The 6,325-nt window shown below is 69.3% G+C and carries 6 protein-coding genes and 1 pseudogene; 6 read left to right on the top strand and 1 reads right to left on the bottom strand.

Annotated features, from left to right (window positions below; genetic code table 11):
- Positions 1-159 precede the first annotated feature (159 nt).
- From ACFV0Q_RS36820 to ACFV0Q_RS36840, 5 genes and pseudogenes are all read left to right on the top strand, one after another.
- Positions 160-609: pseudogene (locus tag ACFV0Q_RS36820) on the top strand (hypothetical protein); the annotation flags it as partial.
- 395 nt (positions 610-1,004) lie between these two features.
- Positions 1,005-1,172 (top strand): hypothetical protein, encoded by a 168-nt coding sequence (locus ACFV0Q_RS36825; RefSeq protein WP_385011687.1) that lies wholly within the window; start codon positions 1,005-1,007, stop codon positions 1,170-1,172.
- Positions 1,173-1,236: 64 nt separating this feature from the next.
- Positions 1,237-1,695: a BlaI/MecI/CopY family transcriptional regulator gene (locus ACFV0Q_RS36830; RefSeq protein WP_385011689.1), complete on the top strand. Its 459-nt coding sequence runs from the start codon at positions 1,237-1,239 to the stop codon at positions 1,693-1,695.
- A 9-nt stretch (positions 1,696-1,704) separates the two neighbouring features.
- On the top strand, positions 1,705-2,235 hold the full coding sequence (locus ACFV0Q_RS36835) for an amino-acid N-acetyltransferase (RefSeq protein ID WP_385011692.1): 531 nt from the start codon (positions 1,705-1,707) through the stop codon (positions 2,233-2,235).
- 166 nt (positions 2,236-2,401) lie between these two features.
- Positions 2,402-2,740 (top strand): Lsr2 family protein, encoded by a 339-nt coding sequence (locus ACFV0Q_RS36840; RefSeq protein ID WP_385011694.1) that lies wholly within the window; start codon positions 2,402-2,404, stop codon positions 2,738-2,740.
- Here ACFV0Q_RS36840 and ACFV0Q_RS36845 read toward each other — a convergent pair.
- Positions 2,719-3,294 (bottom strand): SCO3374 family protein, encoded by a 576-nt coding sequence (locus ACFV0Q_RS36845; RefSeq protein WP_385011697.1) that lies wholly within the window; start codon positions 3,292-3,294, stop codon positions 2,719-2,721. The two genes, ACFV0Q_RS36840 and ACFV0Q_RS36845, sit on opposite strands and share 22 nt — an antisense overlap.
- Before the next feature lie 452 nt (positions 3,295-3,746).
- Between ACFV0Q_RS36845 and ACFV0Q_RS36850 the strand changes: the two genes are divergently transcribed.
- Complete coding sequence (locus tag ACFV0Q_RS36850) at positions 3,747-6,272, top strand: ATP-dependent Clp protease ATP-binding subunit (RefSeq protein ID WP_385011699.1); 2,526 nt, start codon at positions 3,747-3,749, stop codon at positions 6,270-6,272.
- Positions 6,273-6,325 lie beyond the last annotated feature (53 nt).

The raw sequence follows: 6,325 nt of genomic DNA on the forward strand, positions 1-6,325 counted from the left end.
GGATATCGTCTGGAGGTGGACCAGCAGACTCCCCCCCCCGCCCCCCCCGGGCCCCGGGGCCCCCCCCGCGGGGGGGCGCGGGGCGGCGCCCCCCCCCCCCCCCCGCCGCGATCCCGCACCATCAGGGGATTTTGTCCGATTAGCGCGTATCTTCGGCCCATGCCCACGCCCTACGGATCCCGCGGCGGCATGGCGTTCAGCGCCGCCGAGCTGCACGTGCTCAGGCGCCTCCTCGCCCACGCCCTCCAGTCCTCCACGGCCCCCCTGACGCCCGCCGAGGTCCAGGACTGCCTGCGCCTCGCGGCGTCGGTGGACGAAGCGGTCCTGGAGGCGGGCCGGCTCAGAGCGTTCCTGCTCGACGACCTCGCCCGCTACCGGCGCGCCCTGCCCGGCAGCCTCTCCGGCTACCTGGAGCTGCTCCAGGACGCCCTGGCCGCCGGGTACGAGCCGCAGCCCGACGACCTCGCCGCCCTGCGCGCGCTCCGGGCCAACCCGCTCGCGGCCGTCGTACTGGAACGCGCCCAGGGCGTCGCGGAACGCTCCGTACGCCGCCGCCTCTCGGCCACCCCGGCCCCCCGCACCCGCCTCCTGGCCTTCCCGGGCGGCCGGGACCCCCGCCCGGCACAGCCCCGCACCACCACCCCGGCCGACCGCCACCCGGACCCCCACGCCGCGGCAGCGCCCGACGCACGTCCGACACGCTCCTTCGCCGCCGCCGAGTCCCGCCCGGAGCCCCACGCCGCGGCAGCGGCCGACGCGCTCCCGGTACGGGCCCTCGGCACCGCGTCCGCCGACCCGCGCCCGGACCTCCGCGCCGCGGCGGACGCCGGGTCGCGGCCGCGGCCCGAGCCCTCGCCCAAGGAGCCGCCGCGCCCGGAGGAGCCCGCCCGGCCCGATCAGCCGGCGCGCCCCGTCCCGACTCCCGGCGAGGTGTTTCCGCCGCGCCGCAAGCCCACCCCGCCCCCGGCGGCCGGGCGCGCGGTGGGGTAGCTACGCTGGGGGGCATGGACTACGTCTCCGCGCTCGTGCCCCCCATCGTGATGGCCACGTTCTTCATCTTCCTCGTGAAGACGATCGTGAAGAGTCAGGGCGGCGCCAACAAGGCCAAGGAAGACGCGGCCGTCGACGCCGTGATCGCCCGCGCCGAAGCCGCCCATCAGACGCGGAAGTAGCCACAGACGCGCGTTGCCGTCGAATAGTCGGGCAATTCATCCCAACCCGCACTATCGTGCTGTTGTGCCTCGCCCCTTGGGAGAACTCGAAGACGCAGTGATGACGCGGGTGTGGCAGTGGAACCGCCCGGTCACCGTTCGGGAAGTCCTGGAAGACCTCCAGCAGGAACGGTCCATCGCGTACACCACGGTCATGACCGTTATGGACAATCTCCATCAGAAGGGCTGGGTCCGCCGGGAAGCCGAAGGCCGCGCCTATCGATATACGGCGGTCTCCACCCGCGCCGCCTACTCGGCCGCACTGATGAACGAAGCCTGGTCGACCAGCGACAACCCCGCGGCCGCCCTCGTGGCCTTCTTCGGGATGATGTCCCAGGAACAGCGTGAAGCCCTCCGCGCCGCCGTACGGATCGTCCAGCACGACGAACCCGAAGACCCGGAGACCCGGGAGAGCACCCGCGAGAGCGCCCCCGCCGAAGCCGAAGGGGACTCCGGCGCGCCCCGCACCGAGCCGGGGCGATAGCGTCCGGGTATGGGAGAGCTTTCCACCGCAGACGCGAAAACAGTGACCATCCGCCGCGCGCGCACCCGTGATGTTCCGGCGCTGCGCCACCTGCTCGACCAGTACGTGCAGCAGCGGATCCTGCTCGACAAAGCCCCCGTCGTCCTTTACGAGGACATCCAGGAGTTCTGGGTCGCGGAACGCGAGTCCGACGGCCGGGTGGTCGGCTGCGGGGCTCTCCACGTCATGTGGGAAGACCTCGCCGAAGTACGCACTCTCGCCGTCGACCGGGAGCTGAAGGGCGCCGGCGTGGGACATCGGGTGCTCGCCAAGTTGTTGGAGACGGCCCGCCGGCTCGGGGTCAGCCGGGTATTCTGCCTGACCTTCGAAGTGGACTTCTTCGCGAAGCACGGGTTCGTCGAGATCGGCGAGACCCCGGTCGAGACCGATGTGTACATGGAGCTCCTGCGTTCCTATGACGAGGGAGTCGCGGAGTTCCTCGGTCTCGAACGAGTGAAGCCGAACACCTTGGGCAACAGTCGGATGCTTCTGCACCTCTGATCGATCGCGACGGCTTTTCCAGGCCGCAGCGGGCCTGTGGCCTATGTCCGAATCGCGCACGTTTCCCGCCTTGTTGAGGCCCTGAACCTCTCACCGGGGGTTTGTGTTTTCCAGGCAAAAGCGGTTTCCTTTCCGCGTACTGCATTTTCGATGAAAGGAAATCCCGGTGGCACAGAAGGTTCAGGTCCTTCTTGTCGACGACCTCGACGGTGGCGAGGCGGACGAGACCGTGACGTTCGCTCTGGATGGCAAGACCTACGAGATCGACCTCACCACCGCCAACGCTGAAAAGCTTCGCGGGCTGCTCGACCCGTACACCAAGGGCGGCCGCCGCACCGGCGGACGCGTCTCCGCGGGCCGTGCCAAGGGTCGTGCCGCCGCTTCGGCCGGCAATCCCGACACCGCCGAGATCCGCGCGTGGGCGAAGGAACACGGTTACAACGTGAACGACCGCGGCCGTGTCCCCGCCGACATCCGCGAGGCCTACGAAAAGGCCAAGGGCTGAGGCGTACGCCTTCGCAGCCGTGCCCGGTGACATTCCGTCGCCGCCGCGGCCACCAGGCGTACGAGGTCGGGCCCGCAGGCCCGTTGTCCGGGACAGGTGTCCTGCCCCGGACCGGGCAGGGCAGGCAGTGACGCCTCGCACCCCAGCTCGGGGGGCCGCAGCCACACCGCGGCCCCCCGAGGGCGTTCTCCCGGCGGCACGGGGGCGGTGATCCCGCCCCCGGCGCCCAGGGCGGTGAGGTCCAGCGCCACCCCGCCCCACTCCAGCCAGTCGAGGAGCCCGTCCAGCTCCTCCGCGCAGCCCGGGGCCACCAGGAACCACATCCTGCGCCCCTCCACCGCCACCGGGCCGGTGGCGGCGCCTGCGAGCCGGGCCAGCAGCGCGGCCCCGGCGTCGGCCGGCAGCTCCAGCGCGTCGAACCGGATCCCGGTGAGCAGCCGGTCGGGCGGGCCGCCCGCGACGGGCCAGCCGAGCACCCGCTCGTACCAGGAACGGGTGATCTCCCCGGACGGGACGCGGGGCGAGGGGACGGCGCTCGCGGGGATGAAGGCCATGACCGGAGCAACTCCGCGCATCGCCGCTGGGTTACGCACCGCGCCCGTGACAATGCGGAGCGTAAACATCCGCGGAGCGGAGTCCCACATTCGGGACACAAGCGTGTTCGCCCGTAGCGGAGGGAACCGTGCCCACCGGCATGGAGTGTCCGTCCTTACGGGTAAGACATTCCTAGTGGATCGGGGCGACACGCTGATTTGAGCGGCTTCCGTTCGCCATCGGCGTACACGTGTGACGGGTATCTGCCTGGCCTGCGGGAACATCGTCTCGCACCATCGGGTTGGAGCAGTTGTCGGCTCTTACAGCCGGTTTTTCCTCACCGACGTGGGGGTGAGCCGAGGTCGGATGTCGGCAGTTGGAATGAGCTGTCCCGCCCCGCGGGACTAGCATGCGGAAGGACAGGGCGGGGACCGACCCCGAACTGCCCGACCGCTCTGAGGAGCGATAAACGATGTTCGAGAGGTTCACCGACCGCGCGCGGCGGGTTGTCGTCCTGGCTCAGGAAGAAGCCCGGATGCTCAACCACAACTACATCGGCACCGAGCACATCCTCCTGGGCTTGATCCACGAGGGTGAGGGTGTCGCCGCTAAGGCCCTGGAGAGCCTCGGGATTTCGCTCGAGGCTGTTCGTCAGCAGGTTGAGGAGATCATCGGTCAGGGCCAGCAGGCCCCGTCCGGGCACATCCCCTTCACCCCGCGGGCGAAGAAGGTCCTGGAGCTTTCGCTCCGAGAGGCCCTCCAGCTCGGCCACAACTACATCGGCACCGAGCACATCCTGCTCGGCCTGATCCGCGAGGGCGAGGGCGTCGCCGCCCAGGTCCTCGTGAAGCTGGGCGCCGATCTCAACAGGGTCCGGCAGCAGGTCATCCAGCTGCTCTCCGGCTACACCGGAGGCGGCAAGGAGTCGGCCACCGCAGGCGGCCCGGCCGAGGGCACCCCCTCGACCTCGCTGGTCCTCGACCAGTTCGGCCGCAACCTCACCCAGGCTGCCCGCGAATCCAAGCTCGACCCGGTCATCGGGCGCGAGAAGGAGATCGAGCGGGTCATGCAGGTGCTGTCCCGCCGGACCAAGAACAACCCGGTCCTCATCGGCGAGCCCGGCGTCGGCAAGACCGCCGTCGTCGAGGGCCTCGCCCAGGCGATCGTCAAGGGCGAGGTGCCCGAGACCCTCAAGGACAAGCACCTCTACACCCTGGACCTGGGTGCCCTGGTCGCCGGTTCCCGCTACCGCGGTGACTTCGAGGAGCGCCTGAAGAAGGTCCTCAAGGAGATCCGCACCCGCGGCGACATCATCCTGTTCATCGACGAGCTCCACACCCTCGTGGGTGCGGGTGCCGCCGAGGGCGCGATCGACGCCGCGAGCATCCTGAAGCCCATGCTGGCCCGTGGTGAGCTGCAGACCATTGGTGCCACGACGCTCGACGAGTACCGCAAGCACCTCGAGAAGGACGCGGCCCTCGAGCGCCGCTTCCAGCCGATCCAGGTGGCGGAGCCTTCCCTCCCCCACACGATCGAGATCCTCAAGGGCCTGCGGGACCGCTACGAGGCCCACCACCGCGTCTCCATCACGGACGAGGCCCTCGTCCAGGCGGCGACGCTGGCGGACCGGTACATCTCGGACCGCTTCCTGCCGGACAAGGCGATCGACCTGATCGACGAGGCCGGCTCCCGGATGCGCATCCGCCGGATGACCGCGCCGCCGGACCTCCGCGAGTTCGACGAGAAGATCGCGGCCGTGCGCCGCGACAAGGAGTCGGCCATCGACTCCCAGGACTTCGAGAAGGCGGCTTCTCTCCGTGATTCGGAGAAGCAGCTGCTCGCCGCGAAGTCCAAGCGCGAGAAGGAATGGAAGGCCGGCGACATGGACGTCGTCGCCGAGGTCGACGGCGAGCTCATCGCCGAAGTCCTCGCGACCGCGACCGGCATTCCCGTCTTCAAGCTCACGGAGGAGGAGTCTTCCCGCCTCCTGCGCATGGAGGACGAGCTCCACCGTCGCGTCATCGGCCAGAAGGACGCCATCAAGGCGCTCTCCCAGGCCATCCGCCGCACCCGTGCGGGTCTGAAGGACCCGAAGCGTCCCGGTGGCTCGTTCATCTTCGCCGGTCCGTCCGGTGTCGGTAAGACCGAGCTGTCCAAGACGCTCGCCGAATTCCTCTTCGGCGACGAGGACGCGCTGATCTCCCTCGACATGTCGGAGTTCAGCGAGAAGCACACGGTTTCCCGTCTCTTCGGTTCGCCCCCCGGCTACGTGGGCTACGAAGAGGGCGGCCAGCTGACCGAGAAGGTCCGCCGGAAGCCGTTCTCCGTCGTCCTCTTCGACGAGGTCGAGAAGGCGCACCCGGATATCTTCAATTCCCTGCTCCAGATCCTGGAGGACGGTCGCCTGACCGACTCCCAGGGCCGGGTCGTGGACTTCAAGAACACGGTCATCATCATGACGACCAACCTGGGTACGCGGGACATCTCCAAGGGCTTCAACCTGGGCTTCGCCGCCCAGGGCGACACCAAGACCGGTTACGACCGGATGAAGGCGAAGGTCAACGAAGAGCTCAAGCAGCACTTCCGGCCCGAGTTCCTGAACCGTGTCGACGACACGGTCGTCTTCCACCAGCTCACGCAGGAAGACATCATCCAGATCGTCGACCTGATGATCGCCAAGGTGGACGAGCGCCTCAAGGACCGCGACATGGGCATCGAGCTCAGCGGTGACGCGAAGCAGCTCCTGGCCAAGCGCGGCTACGACCCGATCATGGGTGCGCGGCCGCTGCGCCGGACCATCCAGCGCGAGATCGAGGACCTGCTGTCGGAGAAGATCCTCTTCGGCGAGCTGCGTCCCGGTCACATCGTGGTCGTCGGCGTGGAGGGTGAGGGCGACGAAGCCAAGTTCACCTTCCGCGGCGAGGAGAAGTCCGCTCTGCCGGACCTCCCCCCGATCGAGGCCACGGGCTCCGGCCCGGACCTGTCCAAGGGCGCGTAAGCCCCGGCGGGCAGCAGTACGAAGGGGCGGCCCCGGAACCGAGAGGTTCCGGG

This window comes from Streptomyces sp. NPDC059564, assembly GCF_042735575.1.
Lineage (GTDB): Bacteria > Actinomycetota > Actinomycetes > Streptomycetales > Streptomycetaceae > Streptomyces.

Coding starts and splice junctions, on each gene's coding strand:
- ACFV0Q_RS36835 (WP_385011692.1), top strand. CDS start 1,705: ATGGGAGAGCTTTCCACCGCAGACGCGAAAACAGTGACCATCCGCCGC.
- ACFV0Q_RS36850 (WP_385011699.1), top strand. CDS start 3,747: ATGTTCGAGAGGTTCACCGACCGCGCGCGGCGGGTTGTCGTCCTGGCT.
- ACFV0Q_RS36845 (WP_385011697.1), bottom strand. CDS start 3,294: ATGGCCTTCATCCCCGCGAGCGCCGTCCCCTCGCCCCGCGTCCCGTCC.
- ACFV0Q_RS36825 (WP_385011687.1), top strand. CDS start 1,005: ATGGACTACGTCTCCGCGCTCGTGCCCCCCATCGTGATGGCCACGTTC.